The sequence below is a fragment of the Pseudomonas sp. CFBP13509 genome, from assembly GCF_005233485.1.
In the GTDB taxonomy this organism is placed as follows: Bacteria; Pseudomonadota; Gammaproteobacteria; order Pseudomonadales; family Pseudomonadaceae; genus Aquipseudomonas; species Aquipseudomonas marginalis.
The window spans coordinates 79,637-105,708 of record NZ_QGAA01000005.1; the positions used below are offsets into that span (position 1 = coordinate 79,637).

27 protein-coding genes and 2 pseudogenes are annotated in these 26,072 nt (G+C 60.3%); 15 read left to right on the forward strand and 14 right to left on the reverse strand.

Going from position 1 to position 26,072, the window contains the following annotated elements:
* Positions 1-135: 135 nt before the first annotated feature.
* A pseudogene (locus PspCFBP13509_RS10150) lies at positions 136-306 on the reverse strand (transposase domain-containing protein); the annotation flags it as partial.
* Between PspCFBP13509_RS10150 and PspCFBP13509_RS10155 the strand changes: the two are divergent.
* Positions 289-1,170, forward strand: a pseudogene (locus PspCFBP13509_RS10155) (PDDEXK nuclease domain-containing protein); the annotation flags it as partial. The pseudogenes PspCFBP13509_RS10150 and PspCFBP13509_RS10155 overlap by 18 nt on opposite strands.
* 48 nt (positions 1,171-1,218) lie before the next feature.
* On the opposite strand, the gene ycaC reads toward PspCFBP13509_RS10155, so the two are convergent.
* Positions 1,219-1,851, reverse strand: coding sequence for an isochorismate family cysteine hydrolase YcaC (gene ycaC / locus PspCFBP13509_RS10160; RefSeq protein ID WP_027605204.1), 633 nt, complete (start codon positions 1,849-1,851; stop codon positions 1,219-1,221).
* Here ycaC and PspCFBP13509_RS10165 point away from each other — a divergent pair.
* The 10 genes from PspCFBP13509_RS10165 to PspCFBP13509_RS10210 all read left to right on the forward strand — a co-directional run bounded on the left by PspCFBP13509_RS10165 (position 1,850) and on the right by PspCFBP13509_RS10210 (position 8,776).
* Complete coding sequence (locus PspCFBP13509_RS10165; RefSeq protein WP_137211982.1) at positions 1,850-2,050, forward strand: hypothetical protein; 201 nt, start codon at positions 1,850-1,852, stop codon at positions 2,048-2,050. The genes ycaC and PspCFBP13509_RS10165 overlap by 2 nt on opposite strands.
* A 170-nt stretch (positions 2,051-2,220) precedes the next feature.
* Positions 2,221-2,802, forward strand: coding sequence for a YjfI family protein (locus PspCFBP13509_RS10170; RefSeq protein WP_027605205.1), 582 nt, complete (start codon positions 2,221-2,223; stop codon positions 2,800-2,802).
* A gap of 17 nt (positions 2,803-2,819) precedes the next feature.
* Positions 2,820-3,518 (forward strand): PspA/IM30 family protein, encoded by a 699-nt coding sequence (locus PspCFBP13509_RS10175; RefSeq protein WP_027605206.1) that lies wholly within the window; start codon positions 2,820-2,822, stop codon positions 3,516-3,518.
* Between the two features lie 57 nt (positions 3,519-3,575).
* The gene (locus PspCFBP13509_RS10180; protein ID WP_065946582.1) at positions 3,576-4,136 is read left to right on the forward strand and encodes a rhomboid family intramembrane serine protease; all 561 of its coding nucleotides are present in this window, start codon (positions 3,576-3,578) and stop codon (positions 4,134-4,136) included.
* A 33-nt stretch (positions 4,137-4,169) separates the two neighbouring features.
* Entirely contained in the window at positions 4,170-5,204 is a 1,035-nt protein-coding gene (locus tag PspCFBP13509_RS10185) for an ion channel (protein WP_137211983.1), read from the forward strand.
* Positions 5,191-5,862: a DUF2491 family protein gene (locus PspCFBP13509_RS10190; protein ID WP_065924896.1), complete on the forward strand. Its 672-nt coding sequence runs from the start codon at positions 5,191-5,193 to the stop codon at positions 5,860-5,862. Before PspCFBP13509_RS10185 ends, PspCFBP13509_RS10190 begins: the two co-directional genes overlap by 14 nt.
* Positions 5,863-5,877: 15 nt before the next feature.
* Positions 5,878-6,306, forward strand: a complete 429-nt coding sequence (locus tag PspCFBP13509_RS10195; RefSeq protein ID WP_137211984.1) for a DUF350 domain-containing protein — start codon at positions 5,878-5,880, stop codon at positions 6,304-6,306.
* A gap of 18 nt (positions 6,307-6,324) precedes the next feature.
* On the forward strand, positions 6,325-7,035 hold the full coding sequence (locus PspCFBP13509_RS10200; protein WP_137211985.1) for a DUF1190 domain-containing protein: 711 nt from the start codon (positions 6,325-6,327) through the stop codon (positions 7,033-7,035).
* 12 nt (positions 7,036-7,047) lie between these two features.
* Entirely contained in the window at positions 7,048-8,205 is a 1,158-nt protein-coding gene (locus PspCFBP13509_RS10205; protein ID WP_137211986.1) for a glutathionylspermidine synthase family protein, read from the forward strand.
* 334 nt (positions 8,206-8,539) lie between these two features.
* Positions 8,540-8,776 (forward strand): hypothetical protein, encoded by a 237-nt coding sequence (locus PspCFBP13509_RS10210; RefSeq protein ID WP_065924893.1) that lies wholly within the window; start codon positions 8,540-8,542, stop codon positions 8,774-8,776.
* 300 nt (positions 8,777-9,076) lie between these two features.
* Here the strand turns inward: PspCFBP13509_RS10210 and PspCFBP13509_RS10220 are convergent, their stop codons facing one another.
* From PspCFBP13509_RS10220 to exaC, 9 genes are all read right to left on the reverse strand, one after another.
* Positions 9,077-9,850, reverse strand: coding sequence for a LexA family transcriptional regulator (locus tag PspCFBP13509_RS10220; protein WP_027605213.1), 774 nt, complete (start codon positions 9,848-9,850; stop codon positions 9,077-9,079).
* 214 nt (positions 9,851-10,064) lie between these two features.
* Positions 10,065-10,592, reverse strand: coding sequence for an inorganic diphosphatase (gene ppa, locus PspCFBP13509_RS10225; protein ID WP_065924892.1), 528 nt, complete (start codon positions 10,590-10,592; stop codon positions 10,065-10,067).
* Positions 10,593-10,700: 108 nt separating this feature from the next.
* On the reverse strand, positions 10,701-11,516 hold the full coding sequence (locus PspCFBP13509_RS10230; protein ID WP_065924891.1) for a M90 family metallopeptidase: 816 nt from the start codon (positions 11,514-11,516) through the stop codon (positions 10,701-10,703).
* A gap of 6 nt (positions 11,517-11,522) precedes the next feature.
* The gene (locus tag PspCFBP13509_RS10235; protein ID WP_027605215.1) at positions 11,523-12,179 is read right to left on the reverse strand and encodes a DedA family protein; all 657 of its coding nucleotides are present in this window, start codon (positions 12,177-12,179) and stop codon (positions 11,523-11,525) included.
* 300 nt (positions 12,180-12,479) lie between these two features.
* Positions 12,480-12,938, reverse strand: coding sequence for a GNAT family N-acetyltransferase (locus PspCFBP13509_RS10240; protein ID WP_027605216.1), 459 nt, complete (start codon positions 12,936-12,938; stop codon positions 12,480-12,482).
* A 92-nt stretch (positions 12,939-13,030) separates the two neighbouring features.
* Positions 13,031-13,864, reverse strand: coding sequence for an ethanolamine ammonia-lyase subunit EutC (gene eutC, locus PspCFBP13509_RS10245; RefSeq protein WP_074847733.1), 834 nt, complete (start codon positions 13,862-13,864; stop codon positions 13,031-13,033).
* Positions 13,861-15,255, reverse strand: a complete 1,395-nt coding sequence (locus PspCFBP13509_RS10250; RefSeq protein WP_065924889.1) for an ethanolamine ammonia-lyase subunit EutB — start codon at positions 15,253-15,255, stop codon at positions 13,861-13,863. The genes eutC and PspCFBP13509_RS10250 overlap by 4 nt, the downstream gene beginning before the upstream one ends.
* 57 nt (positions 15,256-15,312) lie before the next feature.
* Entirely contained in the window at positions 15,313-16,746 is a 1,434-nt protein-coding gene (gene eat / locus PspCFBP13509_RS10255; protein WP_024077594.1) for an ethanolamine permease, read from the reverse strand.
* A 143-nt stretch (positions 16,747-16,889) separates the two neighbouring features.
* On the reverse strand, positions 16,890-18,410 hold the full coding sequence (gene exaC / locus PspCFBP13509_RS10260) for an acetaldehyde dehydrogenase ExaC (protein ID WP_137211987.1): 1,521 nt from the start codon (positions 18,408-18,410) through the stop codon (positions 16,890-16,892).
* Positions 18,411-18,682: 272 nt separating this feature from the next.
* Between exaC and PspCFBP13509_RS10265 the strand changes: the two genes are divergently transcribed.
* From PspCFBP13509_RS10265 to PspCFBP13509_RS10280, 4 genes are all read left to right on the forward strand, one after another.
* Positions 18,683-20,578 carry a sigma-54-dependent Fis family transcriptional regulator gene (locus PspCFBP13509_RS10265; protein ID WP_065946576.1) on the forward strand — a complete coding sequence of 632 codons (1,896 nt, stop codon included), beginning with the start codon at positions 18,683-18,685 and terminating at the stop codon, positions 20,576-20,578.
* Positions 20,579-20,651: 73 nt separating this feature from the next.
* Positions 20,652-22,001: a UDP-N-acetylmuramate:L-alanyl-gamma-D-glutamyl-meso-diaminopimelate ligase gene (mpl, locus tag PspCFBP13509_RS10270; RefSeq protein ID WP_065924887.1), complete on the forward strand. Its 1,350-nt coding sequence runs from the start codon at positions 20,652-20,654 to the stop codon at positions 21,999-22,001.
* Positions 21,998-22,627, forward strand: coding sequence for a flavin prenyltransferase UbiX (ubiX, locus tag PspCFBP13509_RS10275; protein WP_027605222.1), 630 nt, complete (start codon positions 21,998-22,000; stop codon positions 22,625-22,627). Before mpl ends, ubiX begins: the two co-directional genes overlap by 4 nt.
* Positions 22,620-22,904: a YceK/YidQ family lipoprotein gene (locus PspCFBP13509_RS10280; RefSeq protein ID WP_027605223.1), complete on the forward strand. Its 285-nt coding sequence runs from the start codon at positions 22,620-22,622 to the stop codon at positions 22,902-22,904. Before ubiX ends, PspCFBP13509_RS10280 begins: the two co-directional genes overlap by 8 nt.
* Positions 22,905-22,977: 73 nt before the next feature.
* Here the strand turns inward: PspCFBP13509_RS10280 and PspCFBP13509_RS10285 are convergent, their stop codons facing one another.
* The 3 genes from PspCFBP13509_RS10285 to PspCFBP13509_RS10295 form a co-directional block, all read right to left on the reverse strand.
* A complete protein-coding gene (locus PspCFBP13509_RS10285; protein WP_027605224.1) occupies positions 22,978-23,619 on the reverse strand; it encodes an oxidoreductase in 642 nt (213 codons plus the stop codon).
* Between the two features lie 29 nt (positions 23,620-23,648).
* Positions 23,649-25,367 (reverse strand): C13 family peptidase, encoded by a 1,719-nt coding sequence (locus PspCFBP13509_RS10290; protein WP_065946575.1) that lies wholly within the window; start codon positions 25,365-25,367, stop codon positions 23,649-23,651.
* 105 nt (positions 25,368-25,472) lie between these two features.
* Positions 25,473-25,928, reverse strand: a complete 456-nt coding sequence (locus tag PspCFBP13509_RS10295) for a MaoC family dehydratase (protein WP_137211988.1) — start codon at positions 25,926-25,928, stop codon at positions 25,473-25,475.
* Positions 25,929-26,072: the final 144 nt, after the last annotated feature.

The window sequence follows — 26,072 nt, forward strand, 5'->3', positions numbered from 1 at the left end:
AGCTGATTTTTTTGCGAACCTTTAGTGAGTTGTAATACTCGTTGTCCTAGACACCGGACACACAAGTTAATCCCAGCGAGCCTATCTATTGTATGCGATCCATAAACCCCACCTACCCAACAGTGGGTTAACGATTTACCGTGGCATTTCTGGCGAGCAGTTCCACGGCAGCAAGGCTTCATCATCTTCAAGCGACGAAGCCTGAGGCAGCCACGTATAGGGCTCCTGGCCGTTGACCTTGGCGGTCTCGACCAAGCTGTAGATCTTTGCGCTGGCGGCGGCGCCGTTGATGGTATCGCTCGCCAGGCCAAGCAGGGTTGGGGCAGCAAGGTTATTGAACGTCTTTCCCAGGATTTACGCGCAGCCTTCCCGAACATGAAGGGTTTTTCTCCACGTAATTTGAAGTACATGCGTGCTTTTGCCGAAGCTTGGCCGGATTCGGAATTTGTGCAAGAGGTGCTTGCACAATTGCCCTGGTATCACCAACTGGCGCTGCAGGACAAACTCCCTGGCCCCGAAACCCGTCGCTGGTACGTCGGCCAGGCAATTGAACACAACTGGTCGCGCAACACGCTGGTCATGCACATCGAAAACCGTTTGCTGGAGCGCAGTGGTAAAGCTGTCAGCAACTTCGAAATCCATCTGCCCAAACCTCAATCCGATCTGGCGCGTGAATCGCTGAAAGACCCTTACCGCTTTGACTTCCTCAGTCTGACCTTGGGTGCGCAGGAGCGCGATATTGAAAACGCCTTGATCAAGCACGTCACCGACTTTTTATTAGCGCTTGGTGCGGGTTTCGCTTTCGTTGGTCAGCAGGTGTTGCTGGATGTCGGCGGTGACGAGTTCTTCGTTGACCTGCTGTTCTATCACTTGAAGCTGCGCTGCTACGTCGTGATCGAGCTCAAGGCCGGCAAGTTCAAGCCCGAGCATCTGGGCAAGTTGAGTTTCTATCTCGCCGCCGTGGATGCCCAACTTAAGCATCCACAGGATGGCCCGACAATTGGTCTGCTGCTGTGCAAGAGCAAGAACGAAGTGGTAGCCGAATATGCGCTTCGCGATAACAACCGGCCCATAGGTGTGGCGCAGTATCAGTTGGTGGAGTCCTTGCCAGCGGAGCTGCAAACCAGTTTGCCGAGCATAGAGCAGATAGAGCGCGAGCTTGCCAAATAACAACAAAGCCTGCTTTTGAAGGCAGGCTTATCGCGAATCTCGGCTCACTTACTTCTGATGCGCCGTCAACGCCGCATACCCATTCATCAGGTTGCGATAGTTGGGAATGCGCTGGGACAACAGATTGCCCAGGCCTTCGATATCGTTGCGCCAGTCGCGGTGCAGCTCACAGGCTACCGAGAACCAATTCATCAACTGTGCACCGGCCTGGGTCATCCGGCTCCACGCCGCCTGCTGCACCGTGGTATTGAACGTGCCGGAGGCATCGGTCACCACAAACACCTCAAACCCTTCCGCCAGTGCCGACAAGGTCGGGAACGCTACGCATACATCCGTGACCACGCCGGCGATGATGATCTGCTTGCGGCCGGTGGCTTTGATTGCCTTGACGAAGTCTTCGTTGTCCCAGGCATTGATCTGGCCGGGGCGGGCGATGTACGGCGCGTCCGGGAACATCTCTTTCAACTCCGGTACCAGCGGGCCGTTGGGGCCTTGTTCGAAGCTGGTGGTGAGGATGGTCGGCAGGTTGAAGAACTTGGCCAAGTCGGCCAGGGCCAGCACGTTGTTCTTGAACTCGTTGGGCGAGAAGTCCTGCACCAGGGAAATCAGGCCGGTCTGGTGGTCGACCAGCAGGACTACGGCGTCGTCTTTGTTCAAGCGGTTGTAGGTTGGAGTGCTCATGGTTGAATCCTTTTTTGTTCAGGTTGGTTGGGCGTTGCGTTCAACATGGGCACAGATTAATGGGTGGATGCTGGGGGATAAATCGGCTGGAATGGGTAATACCGTCAACTCAAAGGCGACAATTCATGGATTGTCAGTAGGACTGATCCTTTTAGCGGTCGGGAAGGTAAGTCAAAAAATCTCACGCGTGAGCTATTGAGTGTGGCAAAAAATGCCTGTAGATTTTCTCACGCGTGAGTTTTTCACAGCGAGGTCAGTACCATGGAAAGCAGCTCTCCATCGAGTCCGCCTAAAGGGCCCGATACCGATTCAGCAAGCCTCAAGGGAGAGCGCTTGAAGCCGTCCGCCAAAAAGCCATCGAGCTTTTACATGAAGCAGATGCGTGCAGGCCTGGCGGCCGCCGGCTACGTGAAACACGAGACTTGGGTGCTTCCCGAAAACCGAAGCCTGCTCAAGCAGATGGAGAAACAGCTTCGCCAGCCGATTCTGGCTGGCTCATTCATGTCGGAGAATTTCATGAGCGCAGGTACCAACTGGAATATCGATCGCCTCTTCACCGCTCTTCAGGCCCTGGACGACGTGGTGTCCAAGGACATTACGCTTTCTCTGGTTCAAGGCTCCGAGTCCAGCATCAAGCTGGAAATGAACGACTTCGGTGGCCTGCCGATTTACATCGCGGTGGTGGGCGAGCAGATCATCGTTGACACCGTGCTGGTCGATGTCGAGTCCATCAACGATGTCGCTAAATTCAATGACGCGGTGTTGCGCAGCCGGGAAATGTTCCCGCTGTCCTCCATCGGCATCGAGTCCATGCCTAACGGGCAAGTGGTCTACAACATGTTCGGTGCATTGAGCTCCGACTCCAGCCTGACCAATATCGTCACCGAGGTGAAAACCCTGGTCGACAACGTGCAGCGCGCCAGCGAAGCCTTCGAACGTTTCTTCAATTAAGTATTCGGGAGTATCCAATGACTCAGTCCATCTGGAGCAAATTGTTCACCGCGCTGCGTGGCGGTGCCAACGAAGTCGGCGAATCGATCGTCGACCAACAGGCCCTGCGCATCCTCGATCAGGAAATCCGCGATGCCGACACCGCGCTGGCCAACGCCAAGCGTGAGCTGGTGAGCATCATGGCCAAGCACAAATTGGCGACTGATCGCGTCAATGAGTACGACGCCAAGATCAAGGACCTGGAGTCCAAGGCCGTAGCTGCCCTGCAGGCCAATCGTGAAGACCTCGCCCTGGAAGTGGCCGAAGCCATCTCGACCCTGACCAACGAGCGGGATGTCGAGCATAAGCAAGCCACCGAGTTCGGTGGCTATGCGGAAGGCATGCGCAAGGACATCACCAAGGCCGAAAGCCGGATCAAAAGCCTGCGTCAGCAAGTGGACATGGCCAAGGCGCGCGACAGCGTACAGAAGGCCCAGGTCAGCGCCTCCATCGCCAGCGGCGGTGCCAACGGCAAGCTGGAAACCGCCGTCGGTACGCTGAATCGTTTGCAGGCCAAGCAGCAGCAACGCGCCGCTGAACTGCAAGCCCAGGATGAACTGGCAGATGCATCGACCGGGACCGACCTGGAGCGCAAGCTGCGCGACGCCGGCATCACGCCGAACGAAGGCAGCGCCAATGCGATTCTGGAGCGTTTGAAGCAAAAATCGGCCGAGTAAGCAACGTCGCCGCAGGAAGGGCAGTGTCTGCCCTTCTTTTTTTACGTCGAGGTCAGGATGGGCGCCCTGAAGGGTTTCAAGACAATCGCAGGCCTGGCGCTGTTCATGGTCGCGCTGCAACTGCTCAATGCAGCGACCGGTTACAGCCTGATGGCGTTCGGCCTGATCCCGAGAACGCTGCAGGGGCTGCCGGGCATCCTCACCTCACCGTTTTTGCACGGCTCGTTCGCCCACCTGAGCGCGAACCTGGTTGCCTTTTTGATCCTGGGCACCCTGGTGATTATCGAAGGGCTCAATCGGTTTGTGACCGTCAGCGCGATCATCATCCTGCTGGGCGGTTCGCTGGTCTGGCTGTTCGGTTTTGCGGGTGTGCACGTGGGGGCCAGCGGCTGGGTGTTCGGGTTGTGGGCCTACCTGTTGTCTCGCGCCTGGTTCCGCAGGAGCTGGAGCAACCTGATCACTGCCGGTGTGGTGGCGGTACTGTATGGCGGACTGGTCCTTGGCTTCCTGCCTCGCCAAGGCGTTTCCTTCGAAGGGCATCTGTTTGGTGCCTTCGCCGGATTTATTGCCGCCAAGGTACTTCTCTCTCAACCACGCAGCAGGTTTAATGCCGGCTGAACGCACTTGAGCACCCAGGGAGTCAGGGACGCAATGCCGATTTTTCTTTTGTTGCGCAGGTACGCCGCTTCCCTCTTTCACCGCTTCGGCTGGGCAGGCCTGGTCATCGCCTTGGGGGTACACCTGAGCACGGCTTATCTGGGCCTGGTGGTTCTGGGCGAACAACACCTCACCGCGCCCGCCACGTTCGTTTACTTCTATCTCACCACCACGCTGACCGTCGGCTATGGCGATCTATCGCCGCAGACCTCTTTGGGACGCTTGTTCGTGGCGACCTGGGTCATGCTCGGAGGCATTGCGCTGCTGACGGCAGCCATCGGCAAAACCACCAGCACTGTCATCGATGCATGGAGAAAAGGCATGAAGGGCAAAGGCGATTTCACCGGCAAAATCGGCCATACCGTGCTCATTGGCTGGGAGGGCGCGTCCAGTGAACGGGTCATCGAGTTGTTGCTGCAAGACGAAACCTCGAACGACAACCTGATCGTCATCTGCGATTGCACCCTCGAAGAAAACCCGATGCCGGGCAAGGCGGCCTTTATCCGGGGTGAGAGCTTGTCCTCCACAGCGCTGTTGCTGCGTGCCGGTGTGGCCGGTGCCGAGCGTGTGCTGGTGCGAACCCCGTCTGACGATCTGACGCTGGCCACCGTGCTGGCGGTGAATCAATTGAATCCGGTCGGGCATGTGGTCGCCCACTTCAATGCAAGTGAGATCGCCGCACTGGCCAGTTCCTACGCCCCCAGCCTGGAATGCACCTCAAGCATGGCTATCGAAATGCTGGTGCGCGCCTCTCAGGACCCGGGCTCGTCGGTGGTCATTAATGAGCTACTGTGCGTGGGGCAGGGGGCCACCCAATACTTGATGAGATTGCCCGAGGCGTTTGAAGCCACGTTCGGCGATCTGTACACCCAGATGAAAGAACGCCACAACGCCACCCTCATCGGCTATCGCGCCAAAGGTGCCCCGCAACCGTCGATCAACCCGCCCAGTGCCACGCGCGTTGAAGGCGGCGAGCTCTTCTACATTGCCTCCACCCGCCTCAAGGAAATCTCCAATGGGATGGTTTAAACAGTTGATGGGGCTTGAGGCCCCGCAAGCGAATACACACTCGAAAGGCGCCGCCGAACCGCTGCCGACCACCGGGCCGCTTGGCCTGGCGCCGGGCAAAGGCGTGATATTCGACACGACCCTGAAGTTGTTGCTCGAAGGGAAGACCACGGTGGTTATCCCCGGCTCCCAGGAAATCTGGAGTAACGGCACCGTTGACCTCGGGCAGTCGACCTGGCTGTCGCGCTACTACATGAACGACGAAGATTACTGGCTGCAGGTGCACACCACGGGCGACATCGCCGGGCAGGTCGAGTCTGTGATCCTGTTCAACTACCTGAGCTACGTCACTATCAGCAGCGAAGCTGAATTGCGCCGGCTGGCGGGGCCGCAGAGTCCGATCGGGTTGCCGACCTACACCCATAACGGCGTCGAATACGCGCGCGTGTGGGGCAGCGAGGCTGGCCAGACAGAATTGGTGGCCATGAGCGAGCAGGTGATAAACCCCGAGGACTCCTACAGCGTCGAACACCGCTCGATGCTATATGCCCGTGACACCGGCCTGACCGATCGACGGGAGTTTCTGCTGTTCTCTGTCGAAGAAGACGCTGAAGGCACTGTCAGCCTGAGCACCTCCCTGGGCATTTCACTGTACACAACCGACTTGAATGCGCTCTAAAAAAGGAAGAAATCCATGCTAGAAGCTCTCTCCATCTCCCTGAACAAAGCCGCCGTGCTCGGGTTTGTCACCTACATCCTGGGGGCTGCCGTACTGTTTGCGCTGTTCCAGTTCATCTACACCCGCGTCACCCCGCACAAGGAATTCGAGCTGATCCGGGCGGGCAACGTTTCCGCGGCAGTCGCCTTGGGCGGCGCCATCGTCGGTTTCGCCATTCCGGCCAGCAACGTGATTGCCTACTCGATCAGCATCGTCGACTTCGTCGTCTGGGCGGTGATCGCAGCCGTCGTCCAACTGTTGGCATTTCTGCTGACCAGCCTCGTGCTCAAAGGCACTTCCGAGCGCATCAAGAGAGGCGAGCTCGCAGCGGGCATCTATGTGGCGGCGGTGGCCATCAGCGTCGGCATGTTGAATGCCGCCTGCATGACACCTACCCAGAACTGATTGCGCACGGAGCTCCCGATGAAACGAAGCAAGTACGTCCAGCTTTCGCTGGCAGCGTCGGTCGCCATGGCGATATCCGGTTGTGGGCCGACGGAAAAAACCTACGATTTGCAGAAGAAGTACAACTTCCAGTCGGTGCAGCAATGCGCCGATGAAAAACTGCCGGTGGACGTCTGTTCGGACGCCTACATGACGGCCCTGGCCGAGCATCGCCGCATCGCCCCGGTATACGCCAGCCAGGCCGATTGCGATGCCGACTTTGTCGCCGGCTGGTGCCAGCTGGACTCCAATGGCCAGTTCATTCCCAAGCTGGGCGGTTTCGAACTGACCGCCGAAGGCCAGGTGACACAATCCCAGGTAGACGCGGCCAACGCCCAGGCGGGCAACGCTCAGGCAAGCGGCGGCTCCGGCTTCTCCACTAGCAGCCTGCTGACCGGTCTGCTGATCGGCAACATGCTGAGCAGCAATCGCAACAGCTACCGCTCTGAGCCCGTGTATCGCTATCGCGATGATCGCGGTGATTACGGCAACTCGACGCTCAATCAGCGCGTCTCCAATGGCGCGACGTTTGGCCGCTCGAATCAGGCCCGTTACGGCAGCAGCAATTACACCAACACGCTGCGCACCTCCAGCCAGTCGAGCTCCGTGGCGTCGGCCACCTCCCGTGGCGGCTTCGGCAGCAAGGCCAGCGCACGCAGCGGCTGGGGCGGTGGCGGGTCGAGCAGTTAAGGAAACCGGGCCATGAAGAAAATCCATTGTGCAGAACGTCATGACTGGAAACAGACGGCTGAAAACCTCGGCTTTCTGTTCCATACCATCGACAACGAACCCTACTGGGACGAGCGCGCGTATTACCAGTTCACGCTCAAGCAAATCGAGCACGACCTCGAAGACCCGACCACCGAGATCCACGACATGTGCATGGACCTCGTCGCCCGCGTGGTCCAGAGCGAAGAGCTGCTCGAACGCCTGAGCATTCCCGCGCCCTTCTTCGACATGATCAAAACCTCATGGCTCGAAGGCCACCCGCACCTGTACGGGCGCATGGACTTCTCCTACAACGGCACCGGGCCCGCCAAGCTGCTGGAACTCAACTACGACACACCGACCAGCCTCTACGAGGCCGCGGCGTTCCAATGGGGTTGGCTCGAGCAATGCATCGAACGCGGCCTGCTGCCCAAGCATGCCGACCAGTTCAACAGCATCGACACCAAACTGCACCAGGCCTTCGCCCAACTGCAAATCAACCAGCCGTTCTACTTCGCCTCGATGAAAGACTCGGTCGAAGACAAAGGCACCACCGACTACCTGCGCCTCGTCGCGGAAAAAGTCGGCATCGAATCACGCCACATCGACATCGAAGACATCGGCCTGACCAGCGAAGGCCGCTTCGTCGACCTCCAGGACCGCTGGATTCCCCACCTGTTCAAACTGCACGCCTGGGAATTCATCTTCCACGAACCCTTCGGCGCCGCGATTGCCGAGAGCGACACCCAGTTTTTCGAGCCTGCGTGGAAATCCATCATTTCCAACAAAGGCATCCTGCCGCTGCTGTGGGAATTCAACAAAGGCCACCCGAATCTGCTCGCGGCCCACCTGGATACCGAATCGGGTAAAGCTGTGCCGAAGGGCTGGGTGCGCAAGCCATTCTTCTCGCGGGAAGGGGCGAATATCGAGCTGCAAACGGCCGATGGGCTGATTGTTAAGGAGGACGGGCCCTATACGGATGCGCCGTTTATTCTCCAGGAGTTTGCGCCGTTGCCGCGGTTTGGGGACAGCTACACGTTGATTGGGTCTTGGGTGATTGGGGACCAGGCGGCGGGGATTGGGGTGCGGGAGGATAATAGTTTGATTACCAAGGATTCGAGCCGGTTTTTGCCGCATTTGATATTGGATTGAGGCTGGAGCTTAAAGGGCCAGCAGGGCTGATCCCTTTCATTTGCAGGACGTTTCCGAGAGAATTCCAACTGCATTGCGCCAGCGGGAATGGTTGACTAGGCTGCGGATCGTCACTGCCTATTCAGTGATCGGGTTTAGTCGCCCTTACCTCGCTAGGCGCACGCCATCTCAAAGACAGGTGTCTTCTCATCTGCACTTTATGGTGGCTGTGCGCAGGGCACCCTCGGGTGCGCCGGTGCCTAGCGGCCGGTCGACTAACCTGCGTACAGCCGCCACCTCTGATTGTTTAGTCGCGAAAGGACGGTGGTAATCACTTACTGCTAGAGGTTTTGCTATGGATAACGTTATTTCGGATTCACAGTCTTCGCGTGCAACCAATCCATTTGTCGTAAATGAAGAGTTGAGCTTTGAGGATGCCTGGGTGCGTGTGGCTGAGTTGCTGCAGTGTGCGGTGGCGACTTCGCAAGTTCTTGGGGAGCCGGTGGCTGCACCGCAGAGGGCGGTGATGCATCTGGTGGAGATGGCGAAGATGGTGGCGGATCGGGCTGTGGAGTGCATGCGGCCCGCATAAGGCGACTGAGAGAAGGGCCGGATATGACAGCCCGCTTTTGATTACTCAATTGTCCAACAGCTGTTGGACAATTGAGTCTCGATACTTATCAGGCATTAAAAAGCCGGCTTGTGGCCGGCTTCTCTGTGATCGCCTCAGCTTGTTTTTGACAAACCTCAGCAGTCTTCAAATCGCTCAGCCCACATTGCGTCGGGCTGAATAGTAGGGGCATCTGCGGGAAATCCTCCGCATCGCCGAGCAGGGTGGATAGCGCAAAGCCACCCCCTGCCAAATGTGCGGCGCATGATACCCACATTCACTTCAGTTGCCCACCTCCGGATCCGATTTAGAGCCTTCCCAGCCCAATAAATGCTCATCCAGCGGCACCGGCGGCCTACGGTTATTCAACGTGGACCACCAGAACACCCACCCCACAATCTGGAAGTTCTGCTCAAACCGTTGCTCGTGGGTCAGGTATTCGTCCGGATGTTCACCGGCATTGTGGCTGCGCATGCGCAACCCACCTCCAGGGCGGTTGTAGAGGTATTTGATGCGGAGCATTCCGTCGTGTTCGACCGCGTAGATTTCACCGTCGATGATTTGGGTGCGGCCTTTGTCGATGGCGAGGGTGGCGCCTTGTTGGATGATGTCGATCATGCTGTTGTCGACCATGTAGGCGCCCAGCGCGCGGTCGGGGTTGACGTTGAGGGTTTCGAGGGTGTGCAGGGAGACGCGGATGCGTTCGGTTGAGGTGAAGGTGGGGTGGAGGGGGATTTCCACGTCGATTTTTTCCGGGCGGCAGGCGGGGCCTGTGAGGTATTTGCCAGTTTCTTCGCGGGCGGGGAGTCCTTTCCTGGTGCCGGGGCCTTCCAGCAGGAAGTTGGCCGGTGGGTGTTTGGGGCCTTCGCCGGTGCGTAGCCAACGGCTGGAGATGCACAGCAGTTCTGCGATCTCGTTGAGTCGGCCCATGGGTACACCGCGTTTGAACCAGTTGTTCACGTGTTGAGGCGTGACACCACGGTTCTTGGCGAAGTCGGAGGCGGAAAGATGAACTTCCCGTAATAGCGCTTTTAAGCGATCACCTGATGTATTCATAAACGCAGAGTTTACTGGCCGAGAAAACACATCAAATAAACCATGCGTTGAGTTAGGCCTGTAGGTTTTTGCTTAGTTGTGGCTTATTACTTCGGAATTCACAGATGATTAAACTAAGTTTATAAGATGTTGAACTTGTCGTTTAATTTTTCCCACAAAAAAAGCCCCAAGTAATCGGGGCTTTTTCAATTGCCGAGGCAATGAGTAGCCGGTATCAGCCTTTGTAGGCAGCGACCGACTTCATGATTTCGGCGCGGGCGGCGTCTGCGTTGCCCCAACCGTCGATCTTCACCCATTTGCCTTTTTCGAGGTCTTTGTAGTTCTCGAAGAAGTGCTTGATCTGTTCCAGCAGCAGTGGCGGCAGGTCGGTGTATTCCTTCACGTCCACGTACAGCTGGGACAGCTTGTCGTGTGGCACGGCGATCACTTTGGCATCGCCACCGCCGTCGTCGGTCATGTGCAGGATGCCGACCGGGCGAGCGCGGATGACCGAGCCTGGGGTAACCGGGTAAGGGGTTACGACCAGCACGTCGAGGGGGTCACCGTCGTCGGCCAGGGTGTTCGGGATAAAACCGTAGTTGGCCGGGTAGAACATCGGGGTGGCCATGAAACGGTCAACGAACAGGCAGTCGCTGTCTTTGTCGATTTCGTATTTGATCGGCGCGTGGTTGGCCGGAATCTCGATGGCGACGTAGATGTCGTTCGGCAGGTCTTTGCCAGCCGGAATCTTGCTGTAGCTCATTGGGCGTTGCCCCCGTAGTTGGCCATATGACATGGCCGGATTGGCCTAAAAGTGGCGGCGATTATAGGCATATTCTGACGGCGATGCCATGCGCCAGACGTCGTACGGTCATTCGCCTTGTGGCTGATAACGCGGGTCGTGCGCTTGCAGTTGGGTCAGGCGGGCCAAGGGATCCTGGCGGTAAAAGCGGCTGAGTTGGGCGTACACCTGTGGATAACTATTGACGAGTAAATCCGGGGCGCTGAAAAAATATTCGCTGGTGACCGCAAAGAACTCCGCCGGGTTTTCCGCCGCGTACGGGTCTATCTCCGTCTCGGCGTCGGGGTTGGCGTCCAGCTGGCGATTGAGGTCGTCATAAGCACCCTGCATCACGCTGGCCCACTCCTGCACGCGCATGTCGTGGTGCAGTGGCGGCAGGCCATTGGCGTCGCCGTTGAGCATGTCGAGTTTGTGGGCCAGTTCGTGGATCACCAGGTTGTAGCCTTCCCACTGACCGCTGGCCAGTACGCCGGGCCAGGCAAGAATCACCGGGCCTTGCTGCCAGGCTTCGCCGCTGTGTTCGCCGTCCCACTCGTGTTCGATGCCGCTGCTGTCGCGATGGCGCTGGGGGCTGAGGAAGTCGTCGGGGTACAGCACGATTTCATGGAAACCCTGGTACCAGTCGAGGTCGCCCAGGTTCATCAGCGGCAGTTGCGCCTGGGCGGCGAGCAGCAGGCGTTGTTCCTGGTGCAGCTCGACGCCGGGCAGGGCGGTGAGGTGTTTTTCGGCGAGGAACACCACGCAGGCTTCGCGCAGCCACTGGTCCTGCTCGGCACTGATGCCGTCGAGGAAGGTCAGGTGGTGGCGCACCCGCTGCCAGGTGTCATCGGCAATCGGGTGCTTGGCCAGCAGGCGTCGGCGCCGCCAGGCGCTGAGGGACCACATGCCGGGTTACTGCGATTTGGCTTCTGAAGACGTGCGACCAAAGCGGCTGCGGAACACGCCAATGATCATCGGCACCAGCGACAGCAGGATGATGAACACCACCAGCAGCGAAAGGTTTTTCTTGATAAATGGCACGTTGCCGAAGAAGTAGCCCAGGGTCACCAGGCCGCCGACCCAGAGAATGGTGCCCAGCACGCTGAAACCGAAGAAGCGTGCATAGGGCATTTTCGCGATGCCGGCAACGAACGGCGCAAAGGTGCGCAGGATCGGCAGGAAACGCGCGAGGGTCACGGTTTTGCCGCCGTGCCTGTCGTAGAAATCGTGGGTCTTTTGCAGGTAGTCGCGGCGGAAGATTTTCGAGTTCGGGTTGCTGAACAGGCGTTCTCCCGCCGTTCGCCCGATCACATAATTGGTACTGTCGCCGAGGATTGCCGCCAGCATCAGCAGCCCGCCCAGCAATACCGGGTCCATGCCACCGCCTGCTGCCACGGCGCCGGCGATAAACAGCAACGAATCACCTGGTAGGAACGGCATGACCACCAGGCCGGTTTCGCAAAAGATGACCAGGAACAGAATGGCGTATATCCACGGACCATAATTGGTTACCAGCATGTCGAGGTACACGTCGAGATGCAGGATAAGGTCGAGCGGGTTGAAATCCATGGATGGCACCTGTGTGAACGGCCCGACTCGGCAGGCCTGTGCGGAAGCTCGGGTAATAAGGCTACACGTGTATGTAGTGTTTCTTACAACCCTGAAAGGTCCGCATTATACGGATTGAGAGGTGAAAAGCGTGTTGGTTTTGTAGCGGGGGATGTCGCGGGGGGACGGTCCACAGATCGCCAGAAAGGCACTGTGGGAGCGAGTTTGCTCGCGAAAGCATTCGGTCAGTTATAAATAGTCTGACTGAACAGCCGCCATCGGGGTAGCCCCCTCCCACAAGGTGTCCATGGTGTCAGGGCGTCAGTCTTCGCTGATCGGCAAGGTGTAGTTCTTGAACTCGGTGTCTTCACGAAACCCGATGGACTCGTACGTCTTCTGCGCCACCTGGTTATCACTGCTGGTCGATACCCGCAGCCGCACTGCGTGGGTTTCCTTGGCCATTTTCTTCGCCGTGCGCATCAGGTTATCCGCCACCAGTTGCCGGCGCGCGTCTTCGGCCACATAGATGTCGTTGAGGATCCACACGCGTTTAAGCGACAGCGAGGAAAAGCTCGGGTAAAGCTGGCAAAACCCGAGCACGCGTTTGTCGTCGTCATCGGCTAGGGCCAGGTAGATCACCGACTCCTTGCGGCGCAGGCGCTTTTCCAGGAAGGCCCGTGACGAATCCGGAAAGGGCAGGGCCCCGTAGAACTCGCGGTACTTGACGAACAACGGGGTCAACAGGTCCAGGTGTTCCAGGGTCGCTTGAGTAATCCGCATGCCAGGCCTCAACTTCCAAATGGGGTATGACCACACGAGCGGCCGTGACTTGATGCTGCCTAAAGGCGCGAAAAAGCGCAATCGTGCCGGGATCAGTCGGTGGGTGGGCTGAGCAGGAAATTGCCCTTCATCAGGTCCGGGTCGTCGGATTCAAGGGTCTGAACCTGCGCCTCGTCCTTCAGGTTGACCCCCGACAGCTGCCGGCGACACGCCTCTCGCATCAAGTACAGCAGGCGATGGGCCGCCATGCCATAGCTCAGGCCTTCCAAGCGCACATTGGAGATGCAGTTGCGATAGGCATCGGTGAGGCCGACCTTGGGGTTGTAGGTGAAGTACAGCCCCAAACTGTCCGGCGAACTGAGCCCCGGCCGTTCGCCGATGAGGATCACCACCATCTTGGCGCCGAGCAGTTGCCCGATTTCATCCGCGACCGCCACGCGGCCCTGTTCCACCAGGATCACCGGCGACAAGGACCACCCTTCAGCGTGGGTCTGCTCTTCCATGCGCGTCAGAAACGGCAACGTATGTTTATGTACTGCCAGCGCCGACAGACCGTCCGCCACCACGACCGCCAGGTCCATGCCGCCCGGATGCTCCGCCGCGTAATCCCGCAGGCTTTGGGCCGATTCGTCACTCAAGCGCCGCCCCAAATCCGGGCGTTGCAGGTAGCTGTGCCGGTCGGTTGCCGCGCTGTGCAGCAACAGGCTATCGCGCCCACGCTCGGCCAACTGACTGCTCAGGCCTGCATGGTCGAAGGGCAGGTGCACCGCGTCCCGTGCCTGGGCGTGGGCAAATTGGAAATCAAGTTGGGCGTTGGTGGGAATGCTGGTACCGGTGCGGCCCAGGGCAATTCGCGCCGGGGTCAGGCGGCGCAGTTCCAGCCATGGGTTTTCAGGCAGGTCGAGTTGCACGGGCGGCTCCTTCATCCCAATTGCGCCAGGGCGTGGCGAAACGCCGGTGGCAGGCTGTTGCCGAAGCGCACCTTGCCGTCGGCTTGCGTAAAGATGCCCATTTTGGCCAGCCACTGTTCAAACTCCGGCGCCGGTTTTAAACCCAATGTCTGGCGAGCGTACAAGGCGTCGTGGAACGAGGTGGTCTGGTAGTTGAGCATGATGTCGTCGGAGCCGGGGATGCCCATGATGAAGTTGATCCCGGCGACGCCCAGCAGGGTCAGCAGGGTGTCCATGTCGTCCTGGTCGGCTTCGGCGTGGTTGGTGTAGCAGATGTCGCAGCCCATGGGCACGCCCAGCAGCTTGCCGCAGAAGTGGTCTTCAAGGCCGGCGCGGATGATCTGCTTGCCGTTGTACAGGTACTCGGGGCCGATAAAACCGACCACGGTGTTGACCAGAAACGGCTTGAAATGCCGGGCCACCGCATAGGCGCGGGTTTCGCAGGTTTGCTGGTCGACGCCAAAATGCGCGTTGGCCGACAAGGCACTGCCCTGGCCGGTTTCGAAATACATCAGGTTCTGGCCCAAGGTGCCCCGGTTCAGGCTCAAGCCCGCCTCGTAACCTTCCTGCAGCACGCTCAGGCTGATGCCGAAACTGGCATTGGCCGCCTCGGTGCCGGCAATCGACTGGAACACCAGGTCCAGCGGCACGCCGCGGTTGATGGCTTCGATGGAAGTGGTGACGTGGGTCAGCACACAGGCCTGGGTGGGGATTTCGTAGCGCTGGATGATTGCGTCGAGCATCTCCAGCATGGCGCAGATCGAGGCGATGCTGTCGGTGGCCGGGTTGATGCCGATCATGGCGTCGCCGTTGCCGTAGAGCAGGCCGTCGAGAATGCTCGCGGCGATACCCGCCGGCTCGTCGGTCGGGTGGTTGGGTTGCAGGCGGGTCGACAGGCGTCCGCGCAGGCCCATGGTGCCGCGAAACCGGGTGACCACACGGATCTTCTGCGCCACCAGTACCAGGTCTTGCACGCGCATGATCTTCGACACCGCCGCTGCCATTTCCGGTGTCAGCCCCGGCGCCAATGCGCGTAGGGATTGTTCATCGGCGGCGTCGCTGAGCAGCCAGTCGCGCAGGCCGCCGACGGTCAGGTGGCTGACCACGGCGAAAGCCTGCTTGTCGTGGGTGTCGATGATCAGCCGCGTGACTTCATCGCTTTCATAGGGGATCAGCGCTTCTTCGAGGAAGTGTTTCAGCGGGATATTTGCCAGCGCCATTTGCGCCGCCACCCGCTCACCGTCGTTCTGCGCGGCGACGCCGGCCAGAAAGTCCCCGGAACGCGCGGGACTGGCCTTGGCCATCACGTCCTTGAGGCTGTCGAAGCGGTAGGTCTGTGCACCGACCGCGTGGGAAAAGCTTGCCATACAGTGTCTCCTTGACGACGCGGGCAGGAGAGGAACCCGCGTCGAGGTTTACGGCAGTTAGTGCAAGGCGGCCTCTGCGGCCTGGATCGCGGCGAATTCTTCTTCGGGCGTGCCTGCTACCAAGTGATGCCGGCTGTAGAAAGCAAAGTAAGCAATTAATACTCCATAGATGATCGCGGCGCCAATCACCACCCGTGGATCCACCAGAAAGCCCGCAACGACGGCCACGCAGGCCAGTACCAAGGCGACGCCGGACGTGAAGATGCCGCCCGGCGTGCGATAAGGACGGTCCATTTTGGGGCGACGGATACGCAGGGTGATGTGCGCGGCCATCATCAGCACGTAGGAAATGGTCGCGCCAAACACCGCCACCAGAATCAACAGATCCCCCTGGCCGGTCAGCGACAGGCCGAAGCCGATAATCCCGGGGATCACCAGGGCCAGTACCGGGGCCTTGCTCTTGTTGGTCTGGGACAGTTTGCGCGGCAGGTAGCCGGCACGGGACAAGGCAAAGATCTGCCGCGAATAGGCGTAGATAATCGAGAAAAAGCTCGCGATCAAGCCTGCCAGACCGACCAGGTTGACGAAGCTGCCCATCCAGGTCGAACCGCCATAGGACAGCGCCAGCGCTTCCACCAGCGGGTTACCGGATTTGACCAGTGCGTAGGTGCCCGCGCCGCCCGGTGCGATCACCAGGATCAACAGGGCAAAGCTGGTCAGCACCACAATGGCGCCGATCAGGCCCCGGGGCAGGTCGCGCTTGGGGTTCTTGGTTTCTTCGGCGGCCAGGGGCACGCCCTCTACGGCGAGGAAAAACCAGATCGCATAGGGGATCGCCGCCCACACGCCGACATAGCCGAATGGCAGGAAGGTGCTGGCGCCCTTGGCCTCGGTCACCGGAATATCCAGCAGGTTGGCGACATTGAAGTGCGGCACCATCGACACCAGGAACACGCCCAGCGCAATCGCGGCGATGGCGGTGATCACGAACATCAGCTTCAAGGCTTCGCCGACGCCAAAGATATGGATGCCGATAAAGATGATGTAGAACGCCAGGTAAATCATCCAGCCGCCGATGCCGAACAGCGACTCGCAATAGGCGCCGATAAACACCGCGATGGCGGCGGGGGCGATGGCGTATTCGATCAGGATGGCGGTGCCCGTCAGGAACCCGCCCCAGGGCCCGAAGGCACTGCGGGCAAAACCGTAGCCACCGCCGGCGGTGGGGATCATGGAAGACAGTTCGGCCAGGGAAAAGCACATGCACAGGTACATGGTGGCCATCAGCAATGTGGCGAGGAACATCCCGCCCCAGCCACCCTGGGCCAGGCCGAAGTTCCAGCCGGCGTAGTCGCCGGAGATGACGTAGGCAACGCCAAGACCAACCAGCAGGACCCAGCCGGCGGCGCCTTTTTTCAGTTCGCGTTGTTGGAAGTATTGGGAGTCGACTTTTTCGAAGTCGACAGAAGATCCAGTCGGTTCGCTAGGCATGGGAAAGTACCTTTCATTGTTATTGTTTTTTAACTCGGCCTCTGTGTGCCGAATGCAATTGGCAAGTACTTGTGGAGAGCTAAGTGTGGGAGAGGGCAAGCCCCTCCCACATTTGAGTGCATTTCAACTGTGGGAGGGGTTAGTTAGAAGAAGCCCAACGGATTAATGTCGTAGCTCACCAGCAGGTTCTTGGTCTGCTGGTAGTGATCCAACATCATCTTGTGGGTCTCACGGCCCACGCCGGACTTCTTGTAACCGCCAAACGCGGCATGCGCCGGGTACAGGTGGTAGCAGTTGGTCCACACGCGGCCCGCCTTGATCGCGCGGCCCATGCGGTAGGCGCGGTTGATGTCGCGGGTCCACACACCGGCGCCCAGGCCGAACTCGGTGTCGTTGGCAATCGCCAGGGCTTCGGCTTCGTCCTTGAAGGTGGTGATGCTCACTACCGGGCCGAAGATTTCTTCCTGGAACACGCGCATTTCATTGGTGCCCTTGAGCAGGGTCGGCTGGATGTAATAGCCGCCGGCCATATCGCCGGTGAGCTGCTCGACCTTACCGCCAGTGAGCAATTGCGCGCCTTCGCCCTTGGCAATTTCCAGGTAGGACAGGATCTTGTCGAACTGCTGCTCGGACGCCTGGGCGCCGACCATGGTGTCGGTGTCCAGCGGGTCGCCGCGCTTGATCTGCTCGACCTTCTTCATCACCACTTTCATGAAGTCGTCGTAGATCGACTCTTCCACCAGCGCGCGGGATGGGCAGGTGCACACTTCGCCCTGGTTGAAGAACGCCAGCACCAGGCCTTCGGCGGCTTTCTCGATGAACGACGGTTCGGCTTTCATGATGTCGGCGAAGAAGATGTTCGGCGACTTGCCGCCCAGCTCGACGGTGGACGGAATGATGTTCTCGGCCGCCGCATGCATGATGTGCGAGCCCACCGGGGTGGAGCCGGTGAAGGCGATCTTGGCGATGCGCTTGCTGGTGGCCAGGGCTTCGCCGGCCTCCTTGCCGAAGCCGTGCACCACGTTCAGCACGCCCGGTGGCAGCAGGTCGCCGATGACTTCCAGCAGCACGTTGATGCCCAGCGGTGTTTGCTCGGCAGGCTTGAGCACCACGCAGTTGCCGGCGGCCAGGGCCGGGGCGAGTTTCCACGCGGCCATCAGCAGCGGGAAGTTCCACGGGATGATCTGGCCGACCACGCCCAGCGGCTCGTGGAAGTGATAGGACGCGGTGTGTTCGTTGATCTCGGCGCTGGTGCCTTCCTGGGCGCGGATGCAACCGGCGAAGTAGCGGAAGTGGTCGGCGGCCAGCGGGATGTCGGCGTTGAGGGTTTCACGCACCGCCTTGCCGTTGTCCCAGGTTTCGGTGATGGCCAGCAGTTCGAGGTTCTGTTCGATGCGGTCGGCGATTTTCAGCAGCACCAGCGAGCGGTCCTGGGCCGAGGTCTTGCCCCAGGCGTCAGCGGCAGCGTGGGCGGCGTCCAGCGCCTTGTCGATGTCTTTGGCAGTGGAGCGCGGGAAATCGGCGATAGGCTTGCCGTTGACCGGCGAGGTGTTGGTGAAATAGTTGCCATCGACCGGGGCAACGAATTCGCCACCAATGTAGTTGCCGTACTTGGCCTTGAACGAAACGATCGCGCCTTCAGTACCGGGGTGTGCGTAACGCATGGTGGGTATCTCCTGGCTTTTATGTTTATTGGAGTGCAGCGCGCAAGCGCTTGATAAAGCGTAGAGCAAAGGTTGGGCCACTGCTTTGCAGGCCAGGAAAATCAAGGGCTTGGGGTTTGTTGCAAGGCGTTGCTGTGACACGGGTGGTACAGGCGCTGTGACAGTTTGTGCTATAAACGGTACAGGCCGTGACCGGCGAGTCGGCCCGGGATTGCATTGGCTGGGTGCCTGGGGGATGCTGGTGGCTCTCACGCAGGGAGAATAATAAGAACATGCACAACGATCATTTCAGTCGCCATGCCCAGCAAGTCCTTACTGTGGCGCGTGGGCGCGACCCGTCGAGCGACCCGTCCATCGCCCGCTCCTGGCTGCGCTGCCTGGAGGACTACCACCTCGATCCTGCCCAGACCATCGCCCCTACGGTGCTTGAGCACGGCCGCCTGCTGGAAAGCCGCGAGCGCCTGCAACAGGTGCTGCATATCGCCGGCAGCGAGATGAACAGCCTGCACCAGCAGCTGTCGGGCGCTGGCCACGCGGTGCTGCTGACCGATGCCCGTGGGGTGATCCTCAACTGTGTCACAGCACCGTCCGAGCGCAAGATTTTCGAACGCGCCGGGCTGTGGCTCGGTGCCGATTGGAGCGAAGCGTGCGAGGGCACCAATGGCATCGGCACCTGCCTGGTGGAGCGCCAGTCGTTGACCATTCATCGCGATGAACATTTTCGTGGGCGCCACACCGGGCTGACCTGTTCGGCGAGCCCGGTGTTCGACCCCCACGGCGACCTGTTGGCGGTGCTGGACGTGTCGTCGGCCCGGGAGGAGGTGTCGCGGCAGAGCCAGTTCCACACCATGGCGCTGGTTAACCTGTCGGCGAAGATGATCGAGAGTTGCTACTTCCTGCGTCACTTCGAAAACCATTGGCTGCTGCGCTTTCACCTGCAGGCCGAGTCGGTGGGCCTGTTCAGCGAAGGGTTGTTGGCGTTTGACGGCGAAGGGCGGATATGTGCCGTCAACCAGAGCGCACTCAACCTGCTGGGGCAGGTGCGTGGTGGGTTGCTGGGGCAACCGGTGGAGGCGTTGTTCGAGTGTTCCCTGGACCAACTGCTCGGTCGCGCCAGCGCCAATGCCACCGCCAGTTGGCCATTGCGCACGCGGGATGGTCGGCACTTGTTCGCGGCCTTGCGTGGTCAATCGCGCAGTGTACCTGCGCCCATCGCCAAGCCTGAACCCGTGCGCCTGGCCGGTATCTGCCTGGGCGACCCGGCGCTGCAGATTGACTTCCGTAAAGCGCTGCGGGTATTCGAGCGCGATGTGCCCTTGCTGATCAACGGCGAAACCGGCTCCGGCAAAGAGGCTTTCGCCAAGGCGGTGCATCACGCCAGCCAGCGTGCCGACAAGGCGTTCGTTGCCCTCAACTGCGCCGCCATCCCGGAAAGCCTGATCGAAAGCGAACTGTTCGGCTATCGCGGCGGCAGCTTTACCGGCGCGCGCAAGGACGGCATGCAGGGCAAGTTGCAACAGGCCGACGGCGGTACGCTGTTCCTCGATGAAATCGGCGATATGCCGTTGGCGCTGCAGACGCGCCTGTTAAGGGTGCTGGAGGACCGCATGGTGGTGCCCATCGGCGGTGAGCCCCAGGCGGTTGATGTCAGAATTATCAGCGCGACTCACCGGAATTTGCTGGAGCGCGTGCAGGACGGAAGTTTTCGGGAAGACCTGTATTACCGCCTCAACGGCCTGGAAGTCGTTTTGCCAGCGTTGCGTGAACGCAGCGATAAGCCTCAGTTGCTGGATTTCCTGCTGGCGCAGGAGGCGGGCGGCCAGAGCATAAGGCTCGACCCGGCGGCGCGTTCGGCGCTGCTGTCCTACCCCTGGCCGGGCAACGTTCGGCAACTGCGCACGGTGTTGCGAACGCTGGCGGCGCTGTGTGACGACGGGCGGGTCGGCCTTGAGGATTTGCCAGCGTTGATTCGCCAGGCACGGCCGCAAGCAGTGGCCGAGGCCAGGCTTGCAGAGTCGCCCCTGGGCGACGCCGAGCGACTCGCCCTGCTCACGGCCCTGGAGCAACAACGCTGGCACATGACCCATACGGCGGAGCAGCTGGGTGTCAGCCGTAACACGCTGTATAGAAAGCTGCGCCGGCACGGTATTGCACGGGCTGCGCCATAGATCGGTCCTACAGCTAAAGAGTGCGATTTTCGCCCCCCTGCGCTAACCTGCCTCGATGTTTACGAGGTCGACTATGCACATTCATATTCTTGGTATCTGCGGCACCTTCATGGGTTCGATGGCGGTTCTGGCCAAAGAACTGGGCCATCACGTAACGGGCTCCGATGCCAATGTTTACCCACCCATGAGCACGCAACTCGAGGCCCAGGGCATTGAACTGACCCAGGGTTACGATCCGGCGCAATTCGACCCGGTACCGGACCTGGTGGTGATCGGCAATGCCATGTCCCGGGGCAATCCGGCAGTCGAATACGTCCTCAACAAAGGCTTGCCTTACGTGTCCGGCCCGCAATGGCTGGCCGACCATGTGCTGCAAGGTCGCTGGGTATTGGCCGTTGCCGGCACCCACGGCAAGACCACCACCAGCAGCATGCTCGCCTGGGTGCTGGAACACGCGGGCATGAGCCCGGGCTTCCTGATCGGCGGCGTGCCGCAGAACTTCTCGGTGTCGGCGCGCCTGGGCGATACGCCGTTCTTCGTGATCGAAGCCGACGAGTACGACAGTGCGTTCTTCGACAAGCGCTCCAAGTTCGTCCACTACCGTCCACGCACCGCGATCCTCAACAACCTTGAGTTCGATCACGCCGACATCTTCCCCGACCTGGCGGCGATCGAGCGGCAGTTCCACCATTTGGTGCGCACCATTGCGAGCGAAGGCCTGGTCATCCACCCGACCACCGAGCCGGCCTTGCAGCGCGTGATCCAGATGGGCTGCTGGACCCCGGTGCAAACCACCGGTGCGGGTGGGCAATGGCAGGTCAAGTTGCTCAGTGAAGACGGTTCCCGGTTTGAAGTGCTGTTTGAAGGCGAGGCCCAAGGCATCGTCGAGTGGGACATGACTGGCCAGCACAACGTCGCCAATGCCTTGGTCACCTTGGCGGCCGCGCGGCATGTGGGCGTGGTGCCGTCCATGGGCATTGCTGCGTTGAGCGCATTCAAGAGCGTGAAGCGCCGTATGGAAAAGGTCGCCGACGTGAATGGGATTACCATCTACGACGACTTTGCCCACCACCCAACGGCCATTGCCACCACCCTCGACGGCCTGCGCAAACGTGTTGGCGATGCCCCGATCATTGCGATTGTCGAGCCGCGCTCAAACTCCATGAAGCTCGGCGCACACCGCGACGGCCTGCCGGAAAGCGTTAACGATGCCGACCAGGTGGTGTGGTATGCCCCGGCCAATCTCGGCTGGGACCTGCCGGCGATTGCGGCGCAATGCACGGTGCCGTCGAAAGTCTGTGATTCCATCGAGGGCATCATTGCGTTCGTCAAGCACCAGGCCAAGCCTGGCACCCATGTGGTGGTGATGAGCAACGGCGGCTTCGGCGGCTTGCACGGCAAACTGGCCGAGGCCTTGAAATGAGTGGCCCGGAGCGCGTCACCCTGGCGATGACCGGCGCATCCGGCGCGCCCTATGGCTTGCGCCTGCTCGATTGCCTGGTGCGTGAAGACCGTGAGGTGCACTTTCTGATCTCCAAGGCCGCGCAGTTGGTGATGGCCACCGAGACTGATGTCGCGCTGCCAGCCAAGGTGCAGATGATGCAAGCCTTCCTCACCGAGTACACCGGTGCGGCGGCGGGACAGATCAAGGTCTACGGCAAGGAAGACTGGATGTCGCCGGTGGCTTCGGGCTCCGGTGCGCCGGCGGCAATGGTCGTGGTGCCGTGCTCCACGGGAACGTTGTCGGCGATTGCCACCGGCGCTTGCAATAACCTGATCGAGCGCGCCGCCGACGTGACGTTGAAGGAGCGCCGCCAGTTGATCCTGGTGCCGCGTGAGGCGCCGTACTCGAGCATTCATCTGGAGCACATGCTCAAGCTGTCGAACCTGGGGGTGACCATCCTGCCGGCGTCGCCCGGCTTCTATCACCAGCCGCAGACCATCGATGACCTGGTGGATTTCGTGGTGGCGCGCATTCTCAACCTGTTGAATATCCCCCAGGACATGCTGCCGCGTTGGGGCGAACACCATTTGAGCAGCGATGAATAAGGCGCTGTTGGTGATACTGGCGCTGCAATTGGCCGGCTGCGCCACCGCGCGTACCCTGGACGCCGCGCAGCCCGGCGCGCCGGTGGTGTATGCCGGCACGCGATTGGATTTGTATGCAATGAACGGAGGTTGCTGCGCCAAGGACCGGTTCGGTGCCGAGGCGCCCAGCTACCCCGGTGTCGACCTGCCGGCCAGCGCGTTGCTCGACACGCTTTTATTGCCGCTGTCAGTGTTGACGGTGCTCGGTGTGGGATTTAACGCCACGGGCGGGCTCTAGCCTGGATTTTAAAAGCACCACAAAACCAATGTGGGTGGGCAAGCCCCTCCCACATTCTGCTTTGTGTTCGGCTTTATTTACCGAGCTTGCGCAGTTCATCCGACTCCACCACCCGCACCCCGTCCTGCTCTTCCAGCGCCAGGCGCCACATGGCCCGGGCCAGTTCGCAGACTTCAATGCCGTGGTATTTCCCCGGAATCAACCGTGACAGCGGCCCGGCCAGTTGCTCGGCCAAACGGGGCTCCAGCCGTTCCCCCAGCAGCAACGAAGGCCGCACGATGGTCAGTTGCGGCCAGTCCTGGGCCTTGAGTGCCTGTTCCATTTCCCCTTTGACCCGGTTGTAGAACACCGAGGATTTCGGGTCGGCGCCAATCGCGCTGATCACGATCAGGTGCCGCGCGCCCATCTCCCGCGCGCGCTTGGCAAAGGCTACGACCATATCCAGGTCGACGGCACGAAAAGCTTCTTCCGAACCGGCTTTCTTGATGGTGGTACCCAGGCAGCAGAAGGCAATATCTACCTGGCCGCTCAGTTGCGGCAGGAACACCGCCGGGTCGCCCACCGGGTTTTCCAGGTGCGGATGCTCGGCCAGCGGCTTGCGGCTGGGTGCCAGCACACGGGTCACGGTAGGTTCGTTGAGCAGGCGGTCGAGCAGGTGTTCGCCGGTCAGGCCAGAGGCGCCAGCGAGCAGGATATGCTGAGGTGTCAGGTACATGGTGTTTCCCCCTTGTTACACGTTACAGCTTAGTTGCCTTTGGCTTCCTTGCTATTCATTGAGACGCTTTCCAGCGCCTTTCGTGCCTGCTGCTTGCGTAATAATTGCCAGTGGGCGATCACGCCTTTGGGGGCCCAGATCTGCGGTTCGGACGCTTCGAAGTTGTCTGCCTGTTCGCGTTCGCTCACATGCAGCTGCGCCAGCTTGAAGGCTTGCTGCAGATCGTCGGTCTGGTTGAAGGCTTGGGCGAAGAGGGCATCGCCGAAGTAGGTGAAGTCGGCCTCTTCGGAACAGCCGAAGGACACGCGGTCGGCGCGTGAGGCGGTCATGATCAGGGTGCGTTCGTCTTTGAGCGTCGGGATGAATCCACCGGAGTAGCAGGCTGAAATCACCACGATCTTGTCGCGGTTTTTCAGCGGCGCGAGCACGGCGGCCAGTTCATCGGCGGGCAGGTCGGCCAGTTCCATGCGCGGTTGGTCCAGCACCAGTTCGTGTTCGTGGGTGCCGTGGCTGGTCATGTAGATAAACACCAGGTCTTCCGGTCCGGTGCGCTCGGCCAGGGTTTGCACGGCCCGGCGCAGGCTTTCGCGGGTGGCCAGTGGTCGGTCAGCGATATGGTCGCGGTGGTTGACCAGGCGGATCTGCCCCCGTGCGCCGAAGCGAGTGGTGAGCATATTGCTGACGTAATCGGCTTCGCGCAGGAACACGCTTTGTTTGCCGTCGCCGGCCACGGCCAGGGTGTACAGCTCCACTGCGGGGGTGGACGCAGGTACGGCAGCGAGGGCGGCATCGAGCAAATGGCCCTGGGCCAGTACGCCGATCTCCAGTGGGTCGGGCAACAATGCGCCGTCAGCATCACGTACGCGCATGCCGTTGACCCAGGTACCGGCCTGCACGGTGCCGTCGGTGAGTACCAGGGTGCCGCGGCCTTGATAGTTGTCGCTGTCAAAGCCGCCGATATAGAAGCTGCCGTCGGTCAGGTTCAGGCGGCCTTCGCCGGTAAAGCGCCAGTCGCTGAACTGGCCGACGTAGTGGCTGCCATCCACGCCGATCAGTTCGCCCTTGCCGCTGAGTGCGCCTTCCTTGAACTGGCCGATCCACACGTCGCCATCGGCGTTTTCATAGCGGCCCTTGCCGTTGAGCTGGTTCTGCTTGAACTGGCCGACATAGATGTCGCCGTCGGCGCTGTTGAACGTACCGTTGCCCTCCAGCTGGCCGTCGACGAAGTGGCCGCTGAACTGGTTGCCGCTGTCGTCATTGCGCTGGCCTTCGCCGTTCGGCTTGCCGTGGGCGAACTGGCCCTGATACTGGCTGCCGTCGGCCAGTTCCAGGCGGCCAAGGCCGGAATACTGGTCGTCCTTGAATTCGCCGCGATAGGTCATCTGCCCTTCTTTGAGGGTGCCTTCGCCGTTGCGCCGACCGTTCTTGAACCCGCCCACATAGTGGCTGCCGGCCGTGGTGAGGCTGCCCTGGCCATCGAACAGGCCTTGCTGGAACTGGCCTTTATAGACTTCGCCGTTGCTGCCATGCCATTCGCCCTGGCCGTGCCACTGGCCTTTGTCGAACTGCCCGGCGTACCAGCTGCCGTTGGGATAATCCACGCGGCCCTGGCCTTGCAGCAGACCATTGACCACATCGCCCCGGTAACGGCCGCCATCGGGCAGGCGCGCATCGGGCGGCAACAGCGATTCGCCGTCTCCGCAAGCGGTGAGCAACAGGGCAAGGGCAAGGGGAGCGAGTGGGCGCATAGCGGGATCCGGATAATTGAGCGCCGAGTATGCCGCAGCTGCGAGATTCATACATAAATTTACATACCCTGTGGCGAGTTTCAGTGGCTCGCCACAGGGATGGGCTTACACGAAGTACAGCGACAACGACTCGGCGACGTAAGCGGGTTTTTCCTGGCCATCGATTTCCAGGGTGGCGGTGGCCTTGAGCAGCCATTGGCCGGGCTTTTTCTCGGTGACGTCGGTGAGGGTCACGTTCAGGCGCACCTTGGAATTGGCTTTCACCGGCTGGATAAAGCGCACGCTGTCCAGGCCATAGTTGACGGCCATCTTCAGGCCTTCGGGCACGATCAGGATGTCTTCCATCAGCTTGGGCATCAGCGACAGCGACAGGAAGCCGTGGGCGATGGTGCTGCCGAACGGGGTTTGTGCGGCCTTGACCGGATCGACGTGGATGAACTGATGATCGCCAGTGGCCTCGGCGAACAGGTTGATACGTGCCTGGTCGATGGTGAGCCATTCGGAACGTCCCAGTTCCTTGCCGACATAATCTTTGAGCTGCGCTACGGGTACATAGGGCATTGCGTCTCTCCTTGGTTCATCGGTGCTGTTGTTATGGGTTACAGAGAACCAATGTAGATCATCATGGCCAACCAGCCCGGTCAACCCACCATGCTTTTGGCGAATGCCGGAGCATAGGGCGGGCATGCTTATAATGCGGGCGGG

What these genes read in the sequence shown, in the direction of transcription:
- PspCFBP13509_RS10165 (WP_137211982.1), top strand. Translation starts at nt 1,850, where the DNA reads ATGGTTGAATCCTTTTTTGTTCAGGTTGGTTGGGCGTTGCGTTCAACA.
- ycaC (WP_027605204.1), bottom strand. Translation starts at nt 1,851, where the DNA reads ATGAGCACTCCAACCTACAACCGCTTGAACAAAGACGACGCCGTAGTC.
- PspCFBP13509_RS10170 (WP_027605205.1), top strand. Translation starts at nt 2,221, where the DNA reads ATGAAGCAGATGCGTGCAGGCCTGGCGGCCGCCGGCTACGTGAAACAC.
- PspCFBP13509_RS10175 (WP_027605206.1), top strand. Translation starts at nt 2,820, where the DNA reads ATGACTCAGTCCATCTGGAGCAAATTGTTCACCGCGCTGCGTGGCGGT.
- PspCFBP13509_RS10180 (WP_065946582.1), top strand. Translation starts at nt 3,576, where the DNA reads ATGGGCGCCCTGAAGGGTTTCAAGACAATCGCAGGCCTGGCGCTGTTC.
- PspCFBP13509_RS10185 (WP_137211983.1), top strand. Translation starts at nt 4,170, where the DNA reads ATGCCGATTTTTCTTTTGTTGCGCAGGTACGCCGCTTCCCTCTTTCAC.
- PspCFBP13509_RS10190 (WP_065924896.1), top strand. Translation starts at nt 5,191, where the DNA reads ATGGGATGGTTTAAACAGTTGATGGGGCTTGAGGCCCCGCAAGCGAAT.
- PspCFBP13509_RS10195 (WP_137211984.1), top strand. Translation starts at nt 5,878, where the DNA reads ATGCTAGAAGCTCTCTCCATCTCCCTGAACAAAGCCGCCGTGCTCGGG.
- PspCFBP13509_RS10200 (WP_137211985.1), top strand. Translation starts at nt 6,325, where the DNA reads ATGAAACGAAGCAAGTACGTCCAGCTTTCGCTGGCAGCGTCGGTCGCC.
- PspCFBP13509_RS10205 (WP_137211986.1), top strand. Translation starts at nt 7,048, where the DNA reads ATGAAGAAAATCCATTGTGCAGAACGTCATGACTGGAAACAGACGGCT.
- PspCFBP13509_RS10210 (WP_065924893.1), top strand. Translation starts at nt 8,540, where the DNA reads ATGGATAACGTTATTTCGGATTCACAGTCTTCGCGTGCAACCAATCCA.
- PspCFBP13509_RS10220 (WP_027605213.1), bottom strand. Translation starts at nt 9,850, where the DNA reads ATGAATACATCAGGTGATCGCTTAAAAGCGCTATTACGGGAAGTTCAT.
- ppa (WP_065924892.1), bottom strand. Translation starts at nt 10,592, where the DNA reads ATGAGCTACAGCAAGATTCCGGCTGGCAAAGACCTGCCGAACGACATC.
- PspCFBP13509_RS10230 (WP_065924891.1), bottom strand. Translation starts at nt 11,516, where the DNA reads ATGTGGTCCCTCAGCGCCTGGCGGCGCCGACGCCTGCTGGCCAAGCAC.
- PspCFBP13509_RS10235 (WP_027605215.1), bottom strand. Translation starts at nt 12,179, where the DNA reads ATGGATTTCAACCCGCTCGACCTTATCCTGCATCTCGACGTGTACCTC.
- PspCFBP13509_RS10240 (WP_027605216.1), bottom strand. Translation starts at nt 12,938, where the DNA reads ATGCGGATTACTCAAGCGACCCTGGAACACCTGGACCTGTTGACCCCG.
- eutC (WP_074847733.1), bottom strand. Translation starts at nt 13,864, where the DNA reads ATGAAGGAGCCGCCCGTGCAACTCGACCTGCCTGAAAACCCATGGCTG.
- PspCFBP13509_RS10250 (WP_065924889.1), bottom strand. Translation starts at nt 15,255, where the DNA reads ATGGCAAGCTTTTCCCACGCGGTCGGTGCACAGACCTACCGCTTCGAC.
- eat (WP_024077594.1), bottom strand. Translation starts at nt 16,746, where the DNA reads ATGCCTAGCGAACCGACTGGATCTTCTGTCGACTTCGAAAAAGTCGAC.
- exaC (WP_137211987.1), bottom strand. Translation starts at nt 18,410, where the DNA reads ATGCGTTACGCACACCCCGGTACTGAAGGCGCGATCGTTTCGTTCAAG.
- PspCFBP13509_RS10265 (WP_065946576.1), top strand. Translation starts at nt 18,683, where the DNA reads ATGCACAACGATCATTTCAGTCGCCATGCCCAGCAAGTCCTTACTGTG.
- mpl (WP_065924887.1), top strand. Translation starts at nt 20,652, where the DNA reads ATGCACATTCATATTCTTGGTATCTGCGGCACCTTCATGGGTTCGATG.
- ubiX (WP_027605222.1), top strand. Translation starts at nt 21,998, where the DNA reads ATGAGTGGCCCGGAGCGCGTCACCCTGGCGATGACCGGCGCATCCGGC.
- PspCFBP13509_RS10280 (WP_027605223.1), top strand. Translation starts at nt 22,620, where the DNA reads ATGAATAAGGCGCTGTTGGTGATACTGGCGCTGCAATTGGCCGGCTGC.
- PspCFBP13509_RS10285 (WP_027605224.1), bottom strand. Translation starts at nt 23,619, where the DNA reads ATGTACCTGACACCTCAGCATATCCTGCTCGCTGGCGCCTCTGGCCTG.
- PspCFBP13509_RS10290 (WP_065946575.1), bottom strand. Translation starts at nt 25,367, where the DNA reads ATGCGCCCACTCGCTCCCCTTGCCCTTGCCCTGTTGCTCACCGCTTGC.
- PspCFBP13509_RS10295 (WP_137211988.1), bottom strand. Translation starts at nt 25,928, where the DNA reads ATGCCCTATGTACCCGTAGCGCAGCTCAAAGATTATGTCGGCAAGGAA.